29 protein-coding genes and 1 pseudogene are annotated in these 21,688 nt (G+C 48.0%); 6 read left to right on the forward strand and 24 right to left on the reverse strand.

What is annotated here, in order from left to right:
- Positions 1-2 precede the first annotated feature (2 nt).
- From ABLV08_RS14530 to ABLV08_RS14600, 15 genes are all read right to left on the reverse strand, one after another.
- Positions 3-1,307 carry a terminase family protein gene (locus tag ABLV08_RS14530; protein ID WP_047053455.1) on the reverse strand — a complete coding sequence of 435 codons (1,305 nt, stop codon included), beginning with the start codon at positions 1,305-1,307 and terminating at the stop codon, positions 3-5.
- Positions 1,285-2,268: a terminase small subunit gene (locus ABLV08_RS14535; protein ID WP_320905270.1), complete on the reverse strand. Its 984-nt coding sequence runs from the start codon at positions 2,266-2,268 to the stop codon at positions 1,285-1,287. Before ABLV08_RS14535 ends, ABLV08_RS14530 begins: the two co-directional genes overlap by 23 nt.
- Before the next feature lie 200 nt (positions 2,269-2,468).
- Positions 2,469-2,714 (reverse strand): DUF2560 family protein, encoded by a 246-nt coding sequence (locus ABLV08_RS14540; RefSeq protein ID WP_047053459.1) that lies wholly within the window; start codon positions 2,712-2,714, stop codon positions 2,469-2,471.
- A gap of 799 nt (positions 2,715-3,513) precedes the next feature.
- Positions 3,514-3,708 (reverse strand): hypothetical protein, encoded by a 195-nt coding sequence (locus ABLV08_RS14545; RefSeq protein ID WP_242490672.1) that lies wholly within the window; start codon positions 3,706-3,708, stop codon positions 3,514-3,516.
- Complete coding sequence (locus ABLV08_RS14550) at positions 3,659-3,934, reverse strand: hypothetical protein (RefSeq protein WP_348855980.1); 276 nt, start codon at positions 3,932-3,934, stop codon at positions 3,659-3,661. Before ABLV08_RS14550 ends, ABLV08_RS14545 begins: the two co-directional genes overlap by 50 nt.
- Entirely contained in the window at positions 3,931-4,278 is a 348-nt protein-coding gene (locus tag ABLV08_RS14555; protein ID WP_047077968.1) for a hypothetical protein, read from the reverse strand. Before ABLV08_RS14555 ends, ABLV08_RS14550 begins: the two co-directional genes overlap by 4 nt.
- Positions 4,275-4,817: a glycosyl hydrolase 108 family protein gene (locus ABLV08_RS14560; protein ID WP_143830238.1), complete on the reverse strand. Its 543-nt coding sequence runs from the start codon at positions 4,815-4,817 to the stop codon at positions 4,275-4,277. Before ABLV08_RS14560 ends, ABLV08_RS14555 begins: the two co-directional genes overlap by 4 nt.
- Positions 4,814-5,113: a phage holin family protein gene (locus tag ABLV08_RS14565; protein WP_058675830.1), complete on the reverse strand. Its 300-nt coding sequence runs from the start codon at positions 5,111-5,113 to the stop codon at positions 4,814-4,816. Before ABLV08_RS14565 ends, ABLV08_RS14560 begins: the two co-directional genes overlap by 4 nt.
- A 180-nt stretch (positions 5,114-5,293) precedes the next feature.
- Positions 5,294-5,716, reverse strand: a complete 423-nt coding sequence (locus ABLV08_RS14570) for a hypothetical protein (protein WP_116548389.1) — start codon at positions 5,714-5,716, stop codon at positions 5,294-5,296.
- A gap of 157 nt (positions 5,717-5,873) precedes the next feature.
- Positions 5,874-6,695 (reverse strand): antitermination protein, encoded by an 822-nt coding sequence (locus ABLV08_RS14575; protein ID WP_320905269.1) that lies wholly within the window; start codon positions 6,693-6,695, stop codon positions 5,874-5,876.
- On the reverse strand, positions 6,692-6,832 hold the full coding sequence (locus tag ABLV08_RS14580; RefSeq protein ID WP_049056600.1) for a YlcG family protein: 141 nt from the start codon (positions 6,830-6,832) through the stop codon (positions 6,692-6,694). The genes ABLV08_RS14575 and ABLV08_RS14580 overlap by 4 nt, the downstream gene beginning before the upstream one ends.
- Positions 6,829-7,410: a recombination protein NinG gene (locus ABLV08_RS14585; RefSeq protein WP_049056601.1), complete on the reverse strand. Its 582-nt coding sequence runs from the start codon at positions 7,408-7,410 to the stop codon at positions 6,829-6,831. The genes ABLV08_RS14580 and ABLV08_RS14585 overlap by 4 nt, the downstream gene beginning before the upstream one ends.
- A 2-nt stretch (positions 7,411-7,412) precedes the next feature.
- Positions 7,413-7,613, reverse strand: a complete 201-nt coding sequence (locus ABLV08_RS14590) for a hypothetical protein (protein WP_049056602.1) — start codon at positions 7,611-7,613, stop codon at positions 7,413-7,415.
- A gap of 4 nt (positions 7,614-7,617) precedes the next feature.
- Positions 7,618-8,214, reverse strand: coding sequence for a DUF1367 family protein (locus ABLV08_RS14595; RefSeq protein ID WP_048228854.1), 597 nt, complete (start codon positions 8,212-8,214; stop codon positions 7,618-7,620).
- 34 nt (positions 8,215-8,248) lie between these two features.
- Positions 8,249-8,497 (reverse strand): hypothetical protein, encoded by a 249-nt coding sequence (locus ABLV08_RS14600; protein ID WP_072060198.1) that lies wholly within the window; start codon positions 8,495-8,497, stop codon positions 8,249-8,251.
- A gap of 322 nt (positions 8,498-8,819) precedes the next feature.
- Here ABLV08_RS14600 and ABLV08_RS14605 point away from each other — a divergent pair, with 322 nt between their 5' ends.
- Positions 8,820-9,557, forward strand: a complete 738-nt coding sequence (locus ABLV08_RS14605; protein WP_080968052.1) for a colicin Z C-terminal domain-related protein — start codon at positions 8,820-8,822, stop codon at positions 9,555-9,557.
- Between the two features lie 41 nt (positions 9,558-9,598).
- On the opposite strand, the gene ABLV08_RS14610 is transcribed toward ABLV08_RS14605, so the two are convergent.
- From ABLV08_RS14610 to ABLV08_RS14650, 9 genes and pseudogenes are all read right to left on the reverse strand, one after another.
- Entirely contained in the window at positions 9,599-9,982 is a 384-nt protein-coding gene (locus ABLV08_RS14610; RefSeq protein WP_048228855.1) for a hypothetical protein, read from the reverse strand.
- Between the two features lie 534 nt (positions 9,983-10,516).
- Positions 10,517-10,774, reverse strand: a complete 258-nt coding sequence (locus ABLV08_RS14615; RefSeq protein ID WP_048228856.1) for a hypothetical protein — start codon at positions 10,772-10,774, stop codon at positions 10,517-10,519.
- Positions 10,767-10,970 (reverse strand): hypothetical protein, encoded by a 204-nt coding sequence (locus ABLV08_RS14620; protein WP_020804603.1) that lies wholly within the window; start codon positions 10,968-10,970, stop codon positions 10,767-10,769. Before ABLV08_RS14620 ends, ABLV08_RS14615 begins: the two co-directional genes overlap by 8 nt.
- Positions 10,967-11,753 (reverse strand): annotated as a pseudogene (locus tag ABLV08_RS14625) (hypothetical protein). The gene ABLV08_RS14620 and the pseudogene ABLV08_RS14625 overlap by 4 nt, the downstream one beginning before the upstream one ends.
- On the reverse strand, positions 11,746-12,081 hold the full coding sequence (locus ABLV08_RS14630; protein ID WP_048228858.1) for a DUF977 family protein: 336 nt from the start codon (positions 12,079-12,081) through the stop codon (positions 11,746-11,748). The pseudogene ABLV08_RS14625 and the gene ABLV08_RS14630 overlap by 8 nt, the downstream one beginning before the upstream one ends.
- Positions 12,074-12,817: a replication protein P gene (locus tag ABLV08_RS14635; protein ID WP_196092735.1), complete on the reverse strand. Its 744-nt coding sequence runs from the start codon at positions 12,815-12,817 to the stop codon at positions 12,074-12,076. The genes ABLV08_RS14630 and ABLV08_RS14635 overlap by 8 nt, the downstream gene beginning before the upstream one ends.
- Entirely contained in the window at positions 12,814-13,734 is a 921-nt protein-coding gene (locus ABLV08_RS14640) for a replication protein (RefSeq protein ID WP_048228860.1), read from the reverse strand. Before ABLV08_RS14640 ends, ABLV08_RS14635 begins: the two co-directional genes overlap by 4 nt.
- Before the next feature lie 348 nt (positions 13,735-14,082).
- On the reverse strand, positions 14,083-14,619 hold the full coding sequence (locus tag ABLV08_RS14645) for a toxin YdaT domain-containing protein (RefSeq protein WP_113373668.1): 537 nt from the start codon (positions 14,617-14,619) through the stop codon (positions 14,083-14,085).
- 2 nt (positions 14,620-14,621) lie between these two features.
- Positions 14,622-14,849 (reverse strand): YdaS family helix-turn-helix protein, encoded by a 228-nt coding sequence (locus ABLV08_RS14650; protein WP_032436024.1) that lies wholly within the window; start codon positions 14,847-14,849, stop codon positions 14,622-14,624.
- A gap of 104 nt (positions 14,850-14,953) precedes the next feature.
- Between ABLV08_RS14650 and ABLV08_RS14655 the strand changes: the two genes are divergently transcribed.
- From ABLV08_RS14655 to ABLV08_RS14675, 5 genes are all read left to right on the forward strand, one after another.
- Entirely contained in the window at positions 14,954-15,349 is a 396-nt protein-coding gene (locus ABLV08_RS14655; RefSeq protein WP_032436023.1) for a helix-turn-helix transcriptional regulator, read from the forward strand.
- 189 nt (positions 15,350-15,538) lie between these two features.
- Positions 15,539-17,146, forward strand: a complete 1,608-nt coding sequence (locus ABLV08_RS14660; RefSeq protein WP_032436022.1) for an SIR2 family protein — start codon at positions 15,539-15,541, stop codon at positions 17,144-17,146.
- Between the two features lie 951 nt (positions 17,147-18,097).
- The gene (locus ABLV08_RS14665; RefSeq protein ID WP_004179600.1) at positions 18,098-18,289 is read left to right on the forward strand and encodes a YebW family protein; all 192 of its coding nucleotides are present in this window, start codon (positions 18,098-18,100) and stop codon (positions 18,287-18,289) included.
- Positions 18,290-18,297: 8 nt separating this feature from the next.
- Complete coding sequence (locus ABLV08_RS14670) at positions 18,298-18,453, forward strand: YdaE family protein (protein ID WP_012967861.1); 156 nt, start codon at positions 18,298-18,300, stop codon at positions 18,451-18,453.
- Between the two features lie 138 nt (positions 18,454-18,591).
- Positions 18,592-21,687, forward strand: a complete 3,096-nt coding sequence (locus ABLV08_RS14675; protein ID WP_320905268.1) for a RecE family exodeoxyribonuclease — start codon at positions 18,592-18,594, stop codon at positions 21,685-21,687.
- The last annotated feature ends 1 nt before the right edge of the window (position 21,688 follow it).

Consider the following 21,688-nt stretch of genomic DNA (forward strand, 5'->3'; position numbering starts at 1 on the left):
TTTTACATCCGCAGTTGGGTGACTTTTCCGGTTGGTTTGATGATCGGGAATTGCTTCACAATGAAATACCCGCCGGCATCGTTAGGGTGATCGTTATCCGCCGTTTTATCCGGCTCACCGTTCTCGGCCCAGACCTGTTGTTCGAGCGATTCTGCGTACACCGGGCAGCGCTGTACGTTCACCTTGTAGCGACGTTCGCCGTTGCCATTGCAGAACATGGCATTCATCGAGTTGATGCGGTCTTTCACTGGTGGGTTTGATGCATTAACAACCACATTGAAGCCAGCCTGCTTAAGCTGGGCGATATCAGTGGCGCTGGCATTGCTGGATTTACGAGAATCACCGGAAGCATCCGGATAGATATAGATTTCACGCACCTTGCGATAATCTTTGCCGTCGTACAGCCAGAACCGTTCTTTGATGATGCGAATCATGTCAGGGGTATCGTAAGCCTTCACGATTTCATTCACCGCAAACGGAAGCCCCAGACGTAACACGTGAACAATCCCGGCCATCTTCCCGACGTTAAAGTCCATACCAATATACAGAGGCTCGCCGGGCTGCTCCTCTTCCCGGCAGTTATTCAGCTTACGATCGAACTGATGGTAAATCGTCCCGCTGGTCAGGTTGGTGAACTGGCCACGCAGATAAGCCTTTATCAGTTCCGGCGGGTATGACTCCATCAATGACGGGATGTAGTCCGCCGGCAGGTTCTTTTCGTTGTCGAACGTCGAGGCCTGAACCAGTCCGTACAGCGTTGAGAGAGAGGGTTTATCACGCACAGCCTTTGCGAACTGCTGATAAACGAATTTAAACCCTTCCGGCGTCGTGGTGACGTCTATTCCGTTACGCAGGCCGGGCACCTTGTAACGCATACGCGCGATGATTTTTCGCCAGGCTAATTGCGCCTTTTGCGCGGGCATCACGTCCAGCTCATCAATCAGCGCGTTACCAATTTTAAAACCAACGATGGTTTGTGGTTTCTCCATCGAGCGGCAGATCGTGGTTCCGCGATACTGGCGCCCGGCGTAGAAGTGAACCTCTTTGTTCCCCTCGTTGATTTTGACATTCAGCCCCCAGTCATTGGCTACTTCCTCAACGGTGGGATAAAAGATGTCACGGATCTGCGGATACGTAGGGGCAAAGTAACCCTGGTTGATTTTTGGGTGTTCCCACATTCCTTTGCAGATGCCGCCGCAACCGACCCATGTTTTGCCAGAACCGAAGCCGGCGACATAGGCCTTAAACTTGTACTGCATCGCAAGGAATTTGGCCTGAGGAACGTTAAGCGTCGGTGCTATCGCCATCCTCTTCCCTCACTCGCGCATCGACTACGTTGATATTGATCGCAACTGGCGTTGGCTCGTCATCTTCCGGGTCAGCGGCCAGTTCTTTGCGAAGTTTGTCGATCTCCAGTTGCCGGCGCTCAATTTCTATCTGCTGCAGGCGCTGGGCGAATTCACTATCAGCCAGGCCGAGACGCTTCATCACCGCCTCGAACATTCGCTCGCGGCTGATAGCGGTTATCTCCACACCGTTCTTTCCGAGCTTCACGCCGGAATAGGCAAGCGCTGCATCAGGCGCCAGCTTGCGCGTATCAGCGAAGAAAGGCTGGCCGATACCATCCCCATTGCAGCGAGGACATTCCGGGTTAGGTGCGCTAGTGTGGTCGTAGCCGTATCCCCCATCATCCAAAGGTTCCCGACGTTTACGCTCAAGTGCTTCGAGGCGCTTCTCTTCGTACTCTACGGCATCGCGCCACTGATACTGATGACCGAAGCCCCAGCAGTAACGGCAGCTACCGCGGCGATACTGAGAAAGCTGGTTGGCGTCGAAAGTTGCCAGCCGCCACATCTGCTCAAGCACTTCATCAGCACTTCCCAGCGTGCGCGCAATGGATGCTTTCTGCTGCTGCGCAATGGCCTGCGTAACGTTAGGATTCGTTAGAAGCTGACGGCCATAGTTTGGGTCGCTATAACCCGCTCGCTCTGCGGCGGCAGTGGCGTTATTGTCCTTGAGGTATTCGGCAATGAAGCGCTTTACCTTTGGACTCAGTTTGCTATCCACCAGCTCTTCTGCGCACTTTTCCTTTTGCGCAGTGCGCAATTTCTTCTGCGCAGGTTTTTGCGCAGTGGGTTTCTTGATATATCGGCGGGCAGTAGCGTAATTCAGTCCCTGCGCTTCACACCAATCCTTCGGTGATACGCCGGTTGCGGCATGATCGGACAGGAACCGTTGCTGAAGCTCGCCCCAGTCCGGCTTTGCCATGGATTACTCCAATAAAAAAAGCCACCAGCGAACGCCTGTGGCCTGTGTGGGTTGTGGTGTACATATTGGCTCGGGTGTGCCTCTCTCTGTAGGGTAGCCATCGTGATAGTTGCGTTCTATCTCCTGCTTCTTTGACGATTAACAAGTACACCACAAATTGTCATTATCACATGCACTCATAGAATGCCTGCTGTAACGACTTAACTGGACTGCTCCGTGACTGTATCAAACAGTGCCAGCGCTTCGGTTGCTTCCTGAATAGCCTTTCGGGTTTTCGAGACAATCTCACTTTCCGTGTAAACACGATCGAAAGAGTCTGCAAAGAGCTCTGCTTTGAGATAGCTATCGCCAACCCAATCAATGGCCAGCTTAGCCGCGGCAGTGTCGTAGTTAACTTTCTTGATGATATCTAGGCGGATTTGTTCGGATGCGGTGATCTCTGACATGTCTTACCTCTGTGCGATGTGGGGCATTATCGAGGTCACTCTGAGAATGGCCTCTGTGATGCATTCGCATTTATCCTTGCCACGTATACAAGCAGAGCGGTTACCTACAGGATACTTGTTGCGCACAATAAAAAAGGCCGCATAAAGATGCGACCTTTGGTTAATACCAGTTAGAAAACTAAAATCTCTAAGGAGCCACCCGGGTGAGACTTTTCTGCTTAATAACTGACCTCTGCCATTTCGGTGTTAGCTGGCAGTAGTTACGAGATGATAGCTTCATTTTGGCTATCGATATCATTTAATTACTGAAAAAGCCCTTTATATTAATTATTCACTACTATCCAGAACATTGAACCAGAACAAAAGATGTATATGCTGTTCTTTTGATACCAATGATCAATTCGCTCCAACCAAGTGGGTTGCTAACAAATTACTCGAGGGTTCCTTAGACAGTGAACCATATATTTAAATGCTCAATGTAGCGCTGGATAGGAACATAGATAACCACTCCGTTAGAAAGATCAACAGACTTGATAACACACCCCTGTGGCGCAAAATATTCCCCATCAGAATGAGGCTGGATTGAGTGTTCGTCTCCGTAACGATAATCGTGGGGAAGTTTAGGAAGTGAATTTTTCGTCATGGGCAGCTTCTTAGATTGAAGGAATTTAAAAATCAATAGTGCATTAGCGCCCATGAATTAGATACAAACTTTTCATTGTTTACCGCTCTATTGTCTCGCTTTCAGATTTTTACTAAAGTGGCAGTATATATATCAATAAGTTAGACCTTCTCTGTATTACTTAGCACCCTTCTCTGTAATTTGCGAGCAATTGGCCAGCACTGATTTGTTGTGCGCCAGAATGTCGCGCTTGGTCTGCTTATCCAGCACATTGATATCGTAGTCGGTCAGGTAGATGATTCGTACCCAGTTGCAGGCCGTATCAACCACCACCGGGGCGGGTAAACTTTTCGCGCAGCTCCCGATCAACATCGTCATCAGGCATATGGCTAACTGTCTGCTGTACATTGCAGGCCTCTCTTGGGGCTTCCTCTTTCCGTTCAGACGCGGCGACGCTAGCAGCGGCTTTCTCTTCAGTACGCGTTTGTGCTGATTTGGCTTCTGCCTTGCTGGTACCGCGAGCATGGCCAATACCGAATGCACCAGCGATAGCACCCAGGATAAGGACCACCAGCCCAGCAATAATTTCAAAACTCATTGCTTCGGCTCTTTCTGTTTGTCGGCCTTATCTTTCAATGCCGGCTGCCGTACATATTGTGAGAGCACCGCCAGCACTACCAGCGCAGGGCTAATTAGTGCAACGATATTTGGCGGAAGGATGTTTTTGATATCCGGCGGCAGCATTGCCCAAGCATGAAGCGCGGCATCCGGGAATGACTGCGCCCATACACCGACCAGCGCGCCAGCAGTCCCCAGACGAACAGACCAAGTTCTAAGTAACAGGCGAGCATGTCCCACAAACTCAATCCGGGTATACTTTCTTAACAGCAACAACGTTAAAACAACCACCAGCGCAAGCAGAAAGAAGATAATTAGCTTCATAGGTTTACTCTCTCCTTCACCCACCCGAAGAGAAATTCTTCATTGGCTTCCCGCGCTTCCGCAAGTTCGAGATACCGTGCGCCCTGACTGCAGTTCAACCCTTTCTGTATCACCGTGCCCCCTGCGCTACCCCGTACGGCTAGGTAACTGCGCAGCGCGGCGATCGTGATGTTCCCAATGACGCCATCAGGTTTCAGGTCGGGATATAGTTTGCCGCGTTGGTTCAGTGCCGTCAGCCAACGCTGAAGGAACGTTGTGGAAACACGCGGCCCCATGTTGACGCCGGTATCGCATAACTCTTCTGCGATTGATGGTGACAATTCGGCGATCTTGTCAAATTTGGGCTCCAGCCAATACTGCTGCATATAGATTTCTTTCGCAGTTTCCCGAGGGAGCTCTTTCATATCGCCTTTGTAACCGTATGCACGCGCTGTGTTCTGCGTGATACCCCAGCGAGTAGGGCCGCCTTTATCAGAGGGGTGATCGACATAACCACCCTCTTTGCCGAGGATACCCTCGATAATCTGGTCTGCTGTCATTGTGCTCTCACTCCGGTGATTCGCTCCCAGAAATACGTGAGCGCTACAGAACCCATAGTCCCACTGATACCGGCAGTGGCCAGAATCATGTAAATACTTAGGCCGCCTTCTATGCTGACAAGCCCACCGATGACACCGGTGAATCCTGAAACCACGATTTGCGCGAGAGCGTTAATCCAGCTCCAGGTAGCTTTGTTTTGCTTAACGTCAATCAGGTATCGGACAAGACCGCCCCAGCATGACAGAGCAAGGACAATCAGCCATGAGACTCCGGCAATGCTTTCTTTATCTTGCATACGTTTAGCCATATCACCTCCGAAAAAACGGGGTGCTGTGTGTGTTTGAAAGGGTCAGGACCGTTGGGCTGATTTATCAACCAAGCTCGTCGCAGATGATTCCCGTGAGCCTGATATAAAAAAAGCCGCCAAAAGGCAGCTTTAATGAAGTTGTTATACTGATGTGGCTCGATAGTAGATTTAACCTTTATCGCTTAAGGTGCACGTCCCTTTCTCCAGAGGGTTGTGCACGTCCGACCCTACCAAGTCGTTCGTAATACTGTAAGTTAGCAACTTTGCCTTTTTATTGAGAATCATAGAGATTGCGGGTCCTGATATTTTTTTCTGGCTATCCATATTGCCAAACACATATATATCCTCAATCTGTCCATCCTTATTAGGCGATGAACCATTGAAATACAGTTCAATGCCATAATGCTCTCCCTCCTTATCTTTCCAGCTAGCATAACGATGCCAGCCATCTTGTTTCTTCACATCTTGCCAAGTAACCATAGTGTTGTTTTTAGAATGTTCTGGAGAGCATTTGAAAACCATCATCGTTGGCTGGTTAGTGGCATGCGCGGAAGCCACTAAAAACAATGCTGGGAAAATAATCTTTCTCATAATATCGCCTGATGCAAAGCAGGGAATTATACACATGCGAATGGCAATGGTAATTTATGTCCATAAAAAAACCCGCTCGCTGGCGGGTTGATCAACGGTGAACAGACAATGCCCATCGTTAGAACAAATTAACACGAATTCGGGAAAAGTAAATATCTCAGCGCGTTATTTGTTTGAGCTGTCCCTCCGCCCATGCCTCTTCTATATCGAATTTAGTGATCAGTTCGTCAAAAAATGGTTTAACCGTCTTCTTCCATGTATCCAGGGTGATGGCATCCGTTACCTGGCAAATGGCACTGTGCACAGCAGTGGAGAGGATTCGCTCATACCCACGACCACCACAGCGCTTGCAGTTGCCCATGACAGGCACTCCCTGCTTCTCCGTCTCATCCTGGTTCACTACCTTCCCCCGACCGTGGCAGTCGTTACAGGCAGCGCTAACAGTCCTTTTTCCCTTGCACTTTTGGCAAAGCACCCGGACCTGCTCCCGGACCGACTTCACCTCCTCCCAGTATGATGGATAGATCCCCTTTGTAACTTTGACCCACTTCGGCGGTTTGCCGTCCGGATACGATACTTTGTTGGTGAAGACCTCTACGTCGATGAATCCGGAACCGCAGCAGCAGTCACATTTTTTTTTGCTGGAAGCGCTTCGCGAATAGTCCTCAAAGGCGAACGTTGCGAGGATCTGAATAACCTGAGGTTTTACGTTCGTCGCGAGCTTGCGCAGCGCGGCAACTTTATCGCATTTTGTCAGCGCATATTCAGCTAATAGACCGATAGCTCGTTCTCGATCATTGTTGCTAATGCCCATCTTGCCCAGAAAAGCGCTATACCCCATAGCAGCACGTTCCTGTGTCATGCCCATTGCAGCCATAATGTCAGTGCCGGTTAATGAGTCTGATGTCGTCGCTCGTGGAGAATCGCTAATCATAGTGGACTTCGCGAAGTGGTATTTCACTGTATTTTCGAGGTTCATGCTATTTCTCCCAGATACTGATAAATGCGGACAAAGTTTTTCAAAATTCGATAATCGGTCATTACTGTTCCGCGGTGCCGGCAGAGGCGGAGCTTTTGCCAGCGTTCGCGGATACGTTCGATACCGTCACGGCTCATGCGGCCTCCCGTTGTTTTATTAGCGCACGGCGTAGCGCGCTGTAATGGCGTCTGATGCCTTCCAGTTCTTCGATGGTGTATCGGTGAGGGGTGTTGTTGTTTTCCAGCGCCTCGACGCGCTCAGCGCCGATTTTCTCTACCAGGCCAATGCGGTACTGCTGCTGGTTTCCTGACATCTGCACGTTGCAGTGATGGCACTGCTTGTGAATGTTGTCCTCGTTGTAACGCAGGTGCGATGCTTTACCGCGGGAACGGTAATGACCAGCCTCCCACTGAACCGTGTCAAAAGTGCCGCAGCTGATGCATGGCAAGTCGTAGTCTCGTTCGCGGATATAGTCGTTAACGACACGCTGGGTCATATCTTCCCAGTGCCTGAGGGGCTTCACCGAGGCTTTGCGTTTACGCCATTCGGCGCGCTCTTTCTTCGCTTTCGCATGCGCCTGTTTTTCGCGCTTCTTCTCCAATTCCTGCATGGCAAATTCAGCGCCATGCTCAGGAGAGCACCAGCGGTGGTTCTCGAAAGCTGGAGTGAATTTCGCCCGGCAGATTTTGCAGCGTCGTTGGGGTCTCTTTGCCATATTCAACCCCACATCCGGTTGCGCCAGCGGGAATCAGGGCGCGGTGGATTCTTGTCTTCCACCAGCTGAGCGCTGACGGTCCAGGTCGTAAAGTCCTGGTTTAAACTACGTTCGACCTTTACCCCGCGTTTGCGGTAATTATCTATCAGTTCATCGGCCTGCTCGGTCGTGCAGTCGTGATGGTGAAACCATGAATATTTCATCGATTCACCCCGCAAAGCTGAGCAATTGAGACGCTGCATTTTCAGCAGCTTCACGACTGGCGAATTTATGGGACAGAATCCACCGCCAGAGCACATCCAGTGAGGCCTGGTAAAGCTGGTGGAATTCGGTTTCGTCCATACTCGCGAAAGAAATGCTGCGTGGGTGCTTTTTCAGAGTGCCATCTGGCAGCTGAAGCGCATCGTAATGGCCGGCTTCCACGATTACCCATGAGCGATAGGCGTCAAAGGATTTGCAGATACTGATGCTTCCGGCTCGTTTTTCTGCGACGCGGTCAAGATATTGCTCGGCGATATCCTGGAATACCGATTCATTGCCACCATGGGATGCAAGGAATTTGGAATAACCGAGAATTAGCCTGCGCTCGTTCGAAGAGATTGCGCCGCCAGTAGGCTCCCAGTATTCAAAGCCCAGATTGAGTAAGGCGAAATATCGGCGGTGAAACGCCGGGTTGCGGACAAGCTTATATTCGGCCTCCAGGACGGCACCGAGCTTGCATTTTGTTTGAAGAAAATCGCTGGTCTCCGGCGTTGCGGGGATCAGGATACCTTGAGAATGTTTTATTAAGTGCAATTGCGCCATGGTTTTTCTCCGTGGCGCAGTAGGTAACGGTTGTTCAGGCCGTTGATTTCATATTATCAGAAGGTGGAATAACACGATAGCCGAGTCGTTCAGCAAACCTCATAAATCCATTTAAGGTAAATATTTCTTCTTCTGGCAATAATGGGCGCATGGAGATAATACCATCGGACCTATAAACGAGATGCCTTCCCGTTGAAGGAAAGCTACATATAACGACCCCATCAGTCCGCCTTACTACATCGTACCAAGCCTGATCATTAGGAGTTTCAAAACAAATCGTCACGTTCCCTCCCTGAGTGACCTGCAGACGTACTCACATAACGCCAGTTCCGCAACTGTAGATGACTTTATCCACTTATTCATTTTCAGTTCGGTGTACATTAACACCCCCAAAAGCACTGTATATACAAACAGTACACTCAAAAATAATATTGTTCAACCTTAAGGTCAAATGTTTGAATGATGCGCATAACAGGCTAATGACTGTTCCAACCTAAAAAAAACTCCAGACTTGTTGACAATGATTATCAACAACAATACAGTAGAAATACTGGTTATTTATACAGTATTTTATTTACAACTTTAAACGTCAAAGAGGAATTATCATGGCTGATGAAACCATGGTTGTAAAAGGCACTGCATCACCCAGTTTTGGACAAGACTTATCTATTCCAGGTGGTTCGAATGCCCCACACGTACCTGTGACTGGTCACATTAAAGGAGGAGTCAATTTCCCAGTCGCTATTACCCCAGACGGGTGGCCAGTAGATATCTCTGAAAGGAAGAAAAGTGAAATCAGACCAGACGTTGATTCATTACCAGTTGACACCAAAGTCGTAGTGGAAAATGGTACACCTGCCAATGGATATCGATTAGTAACGAACTATATCCCCATCGGGCAGGTTGAAGAACGTATTACTGTTTTAGCGAAAAAGTATCATAATCAACAGCCGCGCTTAATTCTTACCGATGGTTTATCCATCAGTTTCGATAGTTTTCATCAATTATTTGCTTTCGCTAATCGTTCTAAAGCTCGTGGAACACCCGGTGGTCAGAATCATGGCGCCTCCACACAAGCATGGGCACCTCCGCTCACTTGGGGTCCATGGGTTGATTTAGCTTCGCATGTTGGTGTTGACGTATATACAATCAATTTTGATACTGTGTCTGAAGCTCCATCAACTTTTTCTATACAAATTGAGTATGCCGGCACAAATGGTATGGTTACGATTAATACTTTAGGCCCTGGTTCATATCAAGTAACAGATAATAATGGTGCAGGAACTGATCGTATTCGTTTTAAGAGCCATACGATCGGGCAAAATATTAGCATTCAATATTAACTACTAAATACAGGGCGCCTTTTACAAGGTGCCCATTTATGTTATTCATAAACCCCATAAATACTATGAGCCGTATCTTTATTAGGTACGGAAAGATTAAATCCGTCTTCTGTTTTTATCTGTGATGCAATTTTAGCATTCAGGAGAGCCTGACTATTGAAAGTGACGACTAGATTTTTTCCTATATTATCAGAGATAAGCTTGTCGAATTTTTGAGAGCAGACTTCACTCTTTTTGACTTTTATAAAAACGCTGGGAGAGGATGCATCTTTAAATGAAACATCATCAATACAATCTTTTTTCAATGTGAAGGTTTCATCCCCTGCACTGAAACTGAGCTCTCTGTTTTTAGCATGAACGCTACATGAGGCGATGAATACCGCTGCCAGCAATACAGGTAATATGTTTCCAATCTTTTTCTTCATCACTATCTCCATATGCTATCGAGTTATAAAAATTCGCTCACTTACTTCCGTTTTTATATTAATATACAGCAAAAAAGAGCATTTGCTAACTTTGAAAGAGCCCTGAACCTAAGAAATACTCATCTTCATAGCAGGGAAACTGATGCTCTCTTATTACGCTATACAAATGATCACAGCAATGCCAATAGTCTGTGCTGCCTCAATTCACATAACCCCCTTAGTAACTGACTAGCCTCTTCGGTTTCTTCTTCAAGCCAAATTCAGACATTGTTGCATAGTGTGCTTGTAATTTTGCGATGATAGCATTCAATTCTTCATCAGTCAGAACGTTGTCAGTCATCAATTCTTCTCCGTTCAATACCTGTATCGATTATGGACTTTCGCAGTATGCGACTCTCTGAACGGCATTGTAATATTTCAATTAGTATTAAACTACGCCTTGTACTAGCTGGGATTTAGAAGGGAAAGGTTGAGTATCATGACGACCATTCCTTGATAGTTTATAACATCCTCCCCCCCATACGGTGGTTTGTTTCACACCGACTCTAGCCTATCTAAGGCTCTGGCTATCTCTTCGAAAAAGCCATCTCGGGTATGGCTGGTCATTGCTGGTAAAAATACGGCCATCAGCCTGTTTGTGTTGCAGTTCTCATCGTCTGCGAACAGAGCGATTTTTTTATCCAAGCGCACCTTCGCTTCCTGCAACTGCTCGTTTTTCTTGTTAGTGCGCTGGATATAGTCGGCAATGATTTCTATAGCCTTGTTTGTGTATTTTTCGACGTGTTCAGTCATGTGAACCACCTATCGCCTCAATCGTTTCCAACAACAACCGGCGGCGCGTATTTTCTGCAAAGTGACGGCGCCCGGTTTCTTTGTGGTAAAACTCGTTTTTGCCGACGACCCACATCCGCTCTGTCTGGTGCAGTTTTTTTACCTTCGGACCGTCTTTGGTGATCACGGTGCCGGTATGGGTTTTTACGATTGTCATACAGCCTCCCCAAGCACCCAGCGCAGAGCCGCCGCGTATTCACCGCTGGCACCTTCGAGGGCTTTTGTGATTTCTTTGCGTGATTTGAGACGTGACTTAGTTTCGCCAAGCACAGCGCGCTGACGCCGGGCTTTTTCATGGCCGGTTGTGCCAGCAGTTGCCGCTTCGATTTGAGCGACCTTCTCCCGCTGCTCTTCTGGTTTAAGCGATACCAGCTGACGCGCCTGAGTAACGGTGACAGTTCCAGACTCCACTGCATCGCGAACAGCCTGAGTAGCATCCAGCAGTGACAGCGTTGCGCGTACGGTCTGGACGCTACAGCCAAACATCTGAGAGAGGTCTTGTTCATCGTGTCCACGTTCCAGCGCATCAGCCATTTTTTTTGCGCGGCCCAGCGGCGTATCTGCCTGGCGGATTTCGTTAGCGCTTACCATCGCCTGCGCCATGCGGATAGCAGAGCCACGTTTAGTGACTGCCGGAACCTGTAACGGTTCTTTGCCCTCATTCGACAGACGCTTGTTGGCTTCCAGTGTATGGCGCACACGCTGGCGACCATCAACCACACAGGACAACCCGCTCTCAGCGGTCTTTCCAGACAATGATTGGTTCCAGTACTCCCTGGTCCATGATGTTCAGCACCATTGCCTCGCTGATAGGAAGGTGAATACGCTCATCGTAAAGTGGGTGGGCCTTATCGGTGACCAGGTGCAGGTTTTCAGGCTCGAAGTTGAGCACGTTTGTTTTGCCGCTGGCACCGTATACATCGATAGAATTCTTAGCCATGAATAGCCTCCTGAACATCTAAAACTCGCTGAAAAACAGGACTGCCAAGCAGGCTGTAATTCATCCCAACAACTGCTTTCGGCACCAGACCAAATCGTTTCATGTCAAAATCGATGATGGCGCGCTGATCGCGGAATAAACCGGATCGGCCATGCCGAACAACTTCGCCAGTGGCTTCCGCATCACGGAAATACTTCAGAACGGTATCGCGGCTTAACCCCAGTTTTTTCATTGCTTCGCTGGTCGTCAGTCGCCCCTTATGTTTCGTGAGACGAATCACTGCGCGGACATACTCCCGGCGCTCAGCAGTTGAAAATGCTCTAGCCATGATTCCGCTCTCTTCCCAAACCGAACTTCGCGCGAATCTCAGCAATTTTGTTTAACCCCTGCTCGTTGCTTAACGGACGTCCGCCGAGTTTTGGGATCTGCTTAACCGGTTCTGGAAGCGTTTCTCCGGCGTTCAAGCGACGAACCATACGCAACAGTTCATCCGATGCTTTACGACGCAGTTCTGAATCGCTGAGGCCATTTGCGCGCATATCGGTGTACAGTCCCGTGACCATCCAGTAGCAGGCTTTGTGCTTCAGCGTGGCCGGGATGACTTTGTGCTCAGGCCAAGGATATGACTCTGCGTCGGGGTACTGTCCGCGAGTTCGGCAATACTGGTAGACCATATCAACCAGTTCATTCGCATCTGGCAGTCCAGCAGAAACAGCCTGTTCTGAACGGCACCAGGCGACGAATTGTCCCGGCGACGGCATGAACGGTTTTTCCTGTTTGCGGGCAACACGCATTCCGGCGTTAATCTGCTCCATGGTGGTGATCCCGTTCTCTTTGAACGCAAGAAGCCATTGCCGGCGCATCTCGTTGAGGTCTTCTGCAGACTTGCTGGCCAGTGCCGGGAATACGGCGAGCAGCTGGCGAAACAGCTCGTTGAATATCTCAGCCGTTTTTGTCGCCTGATGTGCAAAGCTATGCGCATCCTGCATTTCAGACATGCCGGCTGCGATACGCTGGAAGTTCTTCCGGTCAAAGTTATGCATGCTTTCTGCGAGAGATTTCATTCAAGTACCCCCTTGATCCAGTCGGTATTGTCCAGCGCAGCTGCACAGGATTTCGCGTGTTGTGGGTTTGGGTTGCGCTGACGTTTAGTCGTGAGCTTATCCCACTGTTTTCGCAGGCTGGTGGGGCTCAGAATGTTGTTCTGCCAGAAGCTGTCTTCGTTGGCCCACTTGAACAATTCGCAGATTTCGTAATGGCTGCGCTTGTCCTGCATGCGCATCAGACGGATGGTGTTTGCCCATTCAACCCAGTTCGGTTCTGAGAGTGAGGCATTCACGGTGAGGGCTTTATCGAAAATCCATCGCGCGGCTTTGAGGTCGTCAGCTGTTCCCCAGGATTTTCCCGCAGGGGTATAAATCCCATCGGACGCTTCTGGATGACGAGAGAGAAACTTCAAAGTTTCCTCGTTTCGGGATTCTTTAGAATTCCGAGACGAAGAAGATCTTTTACTATTGTTCTTGTTCTTGTATTGGGTGTCTCCCGTTTCCGGGAAGAGTTTTCCCGTTTTCGGTAACACTTTTCCCGATTCCGGGAAGAGTTTTCCCGTTTTCGGCTTGTCTAAAATCCACTCAGATAGCTCAGTATTTATACCGACAATTTTCATCACTCCCTGCTTATGAGCGAAGATAATTTTCCGCTCCGCGAGAGATTTGATTGTGTCGGAAATATGCGACTCTCCGAGGTCTGTAAGCTCAGCAATCACCGTGTTTGTTACTCGGTCCTGCTTCTTGTTCCATCCATAGGTAAGCCAGATAACAGCCTCAAGACACTGCCACTCACGACCAGACATCCGCAGACGTGGCTTGAGCTTCTGTATCTCGTTTGCGATCTTGGTATACCCGTTAGCCAGGTCGGCCATTTGACCTCCCGAACGCTCGGTTTTAATCGGAAAATTGATAACTTCAGCGGTATTTGACATACTCACTCCGTGAACTAAGAGCCCTTTTTTCACACCCCGAAGACTGGCTGTGTTGGCGCACAACAGTCTTCACCCACTCAGAACAACCCAACCTGGCTATTCCCCTTACGGATTGATTTCTTTGCTTCTCGCTTTTCTGCAGCGCTGGTTTGCTTCTCAGCCCACAGCCTGGCGTGGCGCATAACATCATCAAAAATGCCTCCCTTACGACTGGCCTGTGACATGCGCTTGTACATATCGACAGCCTGAAATGCCCCCCTGAGCCACTGACTGGGTAAATCCCTGCCGGATAAGCTCTTCGCGGACGTTTTTCTCAATGAATTCGATATGGTTCACGTAAACCTCCAGCTACAACGTGCCGAGCATTGAGGTGACGATTGCCATTAGCGGCCCCGTTAGCTCTGGGTCAACCCGGAACATCTCGACAATGCCCTCACTCAGCTCTTTCAGCTTCTGATGGCGTGGTGCCCCCATAGCAACGGCAACCTTCGCTTCGCTGGTTTCTTTCTCCAGACGAGCCAGTCGGGACATAAAACTCTCTTCGGGCAATAGGCGGTGGCGGTATTCCAGCGGAAGAACGGCCATGATCGCCGGTGTAAGAAGGCGAACATACTCGCGATAGCGCTCAGACTCGGCCGGGTTGTCCAGGTAGCGAAAAAGCTTCTGGCGGGCACGGCTGATATCATCAGGAAACGCGATCTCCTCGCCGCCCTGCTGTCGCCACTCATCGATGATGTGTGCCGACACAACATCCTGCCCTTCAGCTGCAGCCCAGGCGCGAACGGCGGAGCGAATAGCGTCGTGATCTGACTCTCTCAGCTGATTTCGCTTTATCAAAGTGCCGGTCTTGAATCCGGTATTTTGTTGAAAGGAGAGTATTTGCATGGTCAGCCTTCCTCTTTCGGTAGGCCGTCTGTTGGATTTGGATAAAGATCAGGGCGAAGTTCGTGAGGTGTAATGCCTGTAGCCTGAAAAATAGAGGAAATGCGTCCCTGAGGCACAAGCCCCCCACAACGTTTTTTCCAATGACTAATTGTCATTGATGAGACGTCCAATTTTTCAGCAAGCTTTGTTGCGTTACCGGCATTTTTTATGGCTTTCTCTAATGCATTCATAAGTGACTCCTTATAGTTTACGAATCAAATTAAACATTATGTTTATTTTAATGTCAACTTTATGAATGTTGTGAGCGTAAACATTTAGTTTAAAATCGTGATATATGAGAAAAAATACGCACCAAGCAGATAACCCGCAGGTTCAGCGGCTTAACGAAATCATTGAGAAGAAGCGCATATCAAAAGCTGATATCGCGAGGATCTGTGGTGTGAGCGCGCAGTCTGTTAACAACTGGTTTGTGCGGGGCGCAATAGGAAAAAGCTCTGCGATAAAGCTCGCGGATGCGCTTGGCGTCAGCCTTGAATGGGTTTTAGGCCAAGATGTGGGCTCTAAAGACGGATTGAGACCTGACGAGCGAAGGTTGCTTGAACTTTACAACCAACTGCCAAACGAAGAAGAACAACAGAACATGCAGCGGATCATATCTCTTCGGCTGAAGGAGCTCGATGAGCTGTACGCCAAGTACATGGGGCGGCGGATTAAGGGTGATGCTGAGTAACCGCCTCAGAGGTATAGACAGCATTCGTACTCAATAGTGGGCTGATGAGGTATTTTGGTTGTTCGGCAGCATGATACAAACATATAGGCAAGACGGTTATTTTTACTTTTCAACCCTATAAATACGGTATGTTTGTCTTAACTGATATAAAACACACAATATGCTTCGTTTAACTAGAAGGATTTTGATATGCCAAACCAACTTTTTGAATTCAAAAGCTACCCTATCGTATTCATTGGTTCAGGTATATCTAAAAGATATCTAAAAAATTACCCTACTTGGGAAGATTTACTAAATGAGTATTGGCAAAAAATAAATCCTGAAATAGATTTCTATAATTATCTTCTGACAATAAAAGAGAAATTTCGAGCCAGCATTGGCGATGATTCTGATTTAGATCATAAAATATACACCGAAGCAGCAACTAAAATAGAGAATGACTTTAACAAGCTTTTTACTGGCAACGCAATTAAACTTGAAGGGCTAGACGCAAAACGTGTGTTTAGTGAAAACATTTCACCTTTCAAATACTCAATATGTCAACGGTTCTCTTCTCCTACGCTTAAGGATGATGTAGACCTAGATGAATTAAACTCTTTCAAAGCACTATTAAAAAAAGCAAAAATGATCATTACTACTAATTATGATGCCTTTATAGAGCATCTGCTTAATGATCAAGGCGTCACCCCTAAACTATATATTGGAAATAATGGTTTCTTCGAAGACACCATCGGATGGTGTGAGTTATACAAGATACATGGAGATATCAAGGAACCGAAATCAATTGTAATTAGCGCTGAGGACTATGAGAAATATGATGATAGTGCAATTCTCATAAGTGCAAAAATACTATCGAATATGATTAAAAATCCAATTCTCTTTATAGGGTATTCGTTAACAGATAGAAATGTGAAAAAACTATTGTCAGACTTCTCATCACAATTACCAAAAGAAGATGGAAGGAAATCAGCTGAAAGAATAATTCTTATTCAACACAAACCAAATGAAGAGCAAGTAATCATAAAGCAAATAACTGATCAGCAACTTCAGGTTACTTACACCTCTGTTGAAACAGACAATTACAAACAGATTTATGATGAGATAAGCACTGTTGATGAAGGATTGTCTCCTTATGATGTTTTACGATATCAGAGAGCAATTAAGACACTTATTGTTAATGAAGGCGAAAAAGGCAATCTCGACACATTACTAGTATCTCCATCAGACTTAGATAAACTTGAAGAAAGCGTTAAACAGGGAAAAAACCTGGTTGTAGCTTTAGGTGATAAAAAATACGTTTTCACTCAAATAAAAGAACTTAATTATCTAGAGGACTATTTGTTTGAGAAAAATGAAATATCCAACAAGTTAGCAATTGAGTTTATCATTGATGCAAAAAATACAATAAGATTACCGTTTTCAAAGATTATATCCAGTTGCAACTTCCGTGATTTAAATTTGCAGCAAAAAGCATTAACTCGACTTAATCAAAGAATCGAGCGTCATGGTAACTTGGATAATATAATTAACTCTATAACATTAGATAAAGCAAATGCAGAACGAATCTTTACCACAATTACAGAGATAAAAAACGCAGGATTTAGCAAGCGAAAAGAACCAGTTGTCGTTATAAAAAATATTAGACACATAGATGTGCGTGAATTATCTGTCTATGTAAAAGAAGATATATTTTTACAATTTATATCATGTGATAATGAAAACTTAAAGACTGTTTATAGGAAATTGTTCTTAGCCTACGATTTGCTTATAAATGGTGATATTAAGAAACCTCTCTGAATAAAATCCCCGAATAGTAGTTTTGTTCGGGGCCTTTCGCCTTCCGCATGGTGGCGGAATGGTTTCTCTATGGTGAGAGAAACCGTGTGCACACCTCTAGCTTTGCAGATTACCTATTCAATATATTGGACATTATAAAAGTCTTGTAATTGTAAAACCCATATTATTCATAGAATTATGCTTCATGTATTTTAATGCAAATGTTGTAAACCTCAACATCGTTGCGATCATTCTTCCTCTTTAAGCCGTGCTTTTTACTAGCAATCATGTAACAACCGTTCATGACTACAAGCAGAACATGGATTCACCACAGGCGTAGCCAATATAAGTATACCATCCCCTCTGATTCCCTTTCCTATACATCCTTTGGCGCTCCCTTGGAATGACGTTGTCTAAGGTGCGCAGTTGAGTACATCCAATCCTGTCAGCGATGAAAGCTCGAACTCTATCCAACTCATCTCGCTCCACAACCATTCTAGCTGATGATTTTTAAACCAATAACAGCATTAAAAACAGTCAACCCACCTCTTAAATCAATTGCGTGTAAACTTTTTGTTTACTTAAAACAACTCATTTAGTTGACTACTGAGTAAACATTGTGTTTAATTATTCCATCGAAAAAAACCACCCAGGCATGGAGCCCACGAAGTAGCTGCCGGCGGCATACGAAACACCGGATGAGGTGGAGAGATCAACGCGCAGTAGGTTTAAACGTTCCGCTGGCCGGCGACAAGGCAGAGGTTGAAATGAGCAAGCGCGGCATCAGAGCCCTGGTCATTTCGGCAGTAATTGGACTCTTCATCTGGATAGCGCTTATCAGCGCACTGAGGGAGTTATTTCTATGATTGATTTCGCACGCAAACCCGCTCGTCAGCAGGCTGTTCGTTTAAGTCCGCTGTCAGCTTTCATCCGCCGGGTGTGCTACATGCTCGCGCAAAAAGGAGACCCTTCATGAGCACGATGTTTGCCCTGGTTCTCACCGTCAGCATGCTGACGGGCGGTAATCAGGATGTCCTGCTCGGGGTTTACGACACTGAGAATGACTGCAAGGCAGCGGCAGAAGAGCAACACGTGAAAGCTGAATGTTATCCGCTGAAAGGTGTACTGGACGAGCATCCAGCCGGGTTCACGGTGCAAATGTAGGGGGAGGAATGCAGAAGAAATGCGGTTACTGCCGTAAAGCAATCGAGGGAAAACCAGTAGTAAGCACCCTGTTATATCTCCAGGGAAACCAGCTCGCACGGAAAGAAAAAGAGTACTGCTCTGAACGCTGCGCCTCTTACGACCAGATGGCGCACGAGAGCTAACGTAAACCCGCCGAAGCGGGCTGTACGTCCGGTGACACCGACCAAAGTTCCACCGGAAATTACCAATAACCAATGACCACCCTGAATGGGCGCTACCAATGGCCCGGGGGATTCTACATCCAAAATAGAGGCTATCACATGGAATATTTTTATCTGATAAAAGCGACTCAAAAATCGGGTAAAGCTGATGCCGTAATCTGGCGCACTAATAAATCAGAAGCTCGCGCCCTACTGCAGCTCGACGTCGATCTGGAAGACGCTGGGATCGAAACAGGCCGCGGCAAAGACTATCAAAAACCAATTCGTACCGATTTCCCGGTATTCAATGACCTGCCGGCGGAAGGTGTTCTCGATTACTCATGGTGCGAACGCTACCAGCTCGGCAACGATGGCCGCACCTGGGCTCTGAAGCCAGGTCAGGCGCCTGCGGATCATCACATCGATGATGCCGGAGTATCTGCTGAGCCCGTTAGTGGCGAGCTGGTTGATGCCAATACTACTGGTGACGCGGCACAAGGTGAGACCGTGGAAACTTTCGGTAGCGATGAATACCAGGACGATTCGAGCGCGCTATTTAACGTGGCAGAACTCCCCTTTCGCGCTCAGCTGCTGGCGCAGTACATGGCCGAAGAACGTCACGTTTATCATATCAGCATGCCTCACCGGCAGGAGCTGTCAGTTCTTGAAATGGACACTGATAACGCAGCCGTCCAGGATCTGATTCTGGCCGCCGAGAATATCCCTGAAATCAAAAAATACGATATGCCGGCGCTCTGGAAATTCACCAGCGCCAATAAAAAAGTCTTCCCGGAAGGGAAACGGCATGAGCTCGGTAAACGTATCCAGTTTGCAAAACTGTGGTTCGCCACGAACGCGATCGACCGCGGCATTCTCACCAGGGAATGGGCTGCCGGTAACTGCATTTCTTCGGTTATGAAAACTGATGCAGGAACGAATGCTGGCGGCGGTAATAAAACCGATCGCAATCCTGACTACACACATACGCTAGATACGCTTGATGTTGAGATTGCGCTGGCCACAATGCCGATGGATTTCGATATCTACAATTTCCCGGCATCCATTCATCGCCGGGCTAAAGAAATCGTCCAGAAAAAAGAAAGCCCATTCAAAGAATGGTCTGCTGCGCTGCGTAAAACCGCAGGCATCCTGGATTATTCACGCGCTGCCATTTTTGCCCTCATTCGTGACGCCACCAGCGATATTCATCATTTCCCGGTAAGTCTGCAGACCTATATCAATGCGAACCTGACAGAGCATAAGCATGAAACGCCCTCTGCTGAAACGCTTGAGAAAGCAGGGCATGTCTCATCTGCCGCCGTTGTTCTTAACACCGTGAAGAAAGCTATTGATGGCGAGGAAAACAAACCGGAGCTGGAAAACCTCTCAACCGAATATCAGGTTGTTGGCGCTCAACTGGTGGAGGAAGCCCAAAAAGAACGGTCTGCCGTGGATAAGATTCTCGCAGCTGAGCGCGGTGAATATATCGAAGGGGTAAGCGATCCGGATGCACCGAACTGGGTAACGGAAGACCTGACTAAACCCAAACAGCCTGTAGTTTCAAACATGGGCAATGGTGTTTTTTCGATTGATGGTCTGATGGATAGCCAGCCAGCACCAGCTTCAGCACTTTCTATTGTGGACCAGGCGCGCCAGCGCGCTGCAGAAGAAAAATTACATCCAGCTAATTCCGGGGAAACCACTAGCGATGTGCAGATGGAAACGGCTCAGCCAGTCGAAGACGAAAATGATAATGCGGTATCAGCAAGCGAAGGCACTGATGCAACTGCTCCGCAAGCAGATGCCGTGAACATGCGCGACATTCTTGCTGAGCGCTGCCCTGACCTTACCGCGGCAGTATTGAAGGACCAGCAATCAGCAACTGCAGAAGAAGAGCATGAGCCAGAGCCTGAAGCAACAAAATGGCCTGAATTCTTCGAGCCCGGTCGATATGAAAGTGTTCCGAACGAGATTTACCACGCGGCGAACGGCATCAGTTCTACTCAGGTTAAAGATGCCCGTATATCTCTGATGTATTTCGAAAAGCGTCACGTCTCGAAAGTCATTGAAAAAACGCGATCTCCTGTTCTGGATATGGGCAATTTGGTGCATGCGCTGGCGCTGCAGCCTGAACAGCTGGAAAAAGAATTCAGCATCGAGCCGGAAATCCCTGAAGGCGCCTTCACCACGACTGCGACGATCCGCGCGTTTATCGACGAGTACAACGCCGGGCTTCCGTCGCTGTTGAGTGCTGACAACATCAAGGCGTTGCTGGAGGCACACAACGCCACACTGCCTCAACCGGTTCCTATGGGTGATGACGTTACCCAAACAGGTGAAAACTACATGGCCTTACCCGCTGAATTTCAGCGCGTCGAAGATGGTCAGAAAGTTACCGCGGCCAAAATGAAGGCATGCATCAAAGAATATAACGCCACTCTGCCCGCCCTAGTGAGAACCAGCGGCAGCCGGGATGCCCTGTTAGAACAACTGGCGATTATCAACCCTGACATGGTAGCTCAGGAGGCCCAGAAGGCGCAGCCGCTGAAAGTATCAGGCACTAAAGCGGATCTGATTCAGGCTGTGAAATCGGTTAAACCGGATGCCGTGTTTGCCGACGAACTGCTGGATGCATGGCGCGAAAACCCGGAAGGAAAAATACTGGTTACCCGCCAGCAGATGAGCACTGCGCTGGACATTCAGAAAGCACTTTTGAATCACCCCACCGCCGGCAAGCTGCTCCAGCATCCGAGCCGCGCCGTTGAGGTGAGCTATTTCGGTATTGATGAGGAAACCGGGCTGGAAGTTCGCGTACGCCCTGACCTTGAGATAGACATGAGCGGCCTGCGCATTGGTGCGGACCTGAAGACCATCAGCATGTGGAACATCAAGCAGGAAGGGCTGCGCGCGAAGTTGCACAGGGAAATCATTGAGCGCGATTACCACCTCAGCGCAGCCATGTACTGCGAAACCGCGGCTCTGGATCAGTTCTTCTGGATTTTCGTCAACAAAGACGAGAACTACCACTGGATCGCCATTATCGAGGCATCAGAAGAACTACTGGAACTCGGCATGCTGGAATACCGCAAAGCAATGCGCGCCATCGCGAACGGTTTCGACACTGGCGAATGGCCGGCGCCAATCACTGAAGACTACGCCGAAGAACTTAACGATTTTGATGTGCGCCGTCTCGAAGCGCTGCGCGTACAGGCATAAG

The organism is Klebsiella sp. CN_Kp088 (assembly GCF_040064335.1).
In the GTDB taxonomy this organism is placed as follows: domain Bacteria; phylum Pseudomonadota; class Gammaproteobacteria; order Enterobacterales; family Enterobacteriaceae; genus Klebsiella; species Klebsiella aerogenes.